Source organism: Porphyromonas sp. HMSC065F10 (genome assembly GCF_001808555.1).
Lineage (GTDB): Bacteria > Bacteroidota > Bacteroidia > Bacteroidales > Porphyromonadaceae > Porphyromonas_A.
In genome coordinates, this window is record NZ_KV793811.1 from 53,626 (window position 1) to 53,846 (window position 221).

Below are 221 nucleotides of genomic sequence, written 5' to 3' on the forward strand. Positions count from 1 at the left end.
TCTTATTCCCTAAACTGATCAATCCACAACCCTTTGTCCACTGCTTCTTCAGCCACAGAGGTTGTCTCTTATTCCCTAAACTGATCAATCCACAACCCCCAGCAGCATGTCACATGCTTCCTCTCGGTTGTCTCTTATTCCCTAAACTGATCAATCCACAACTTCGCGTCGCCCGCTGTCGAGCGATCGATGTTGTCTCTTATTCCCTAAACTGATCAATC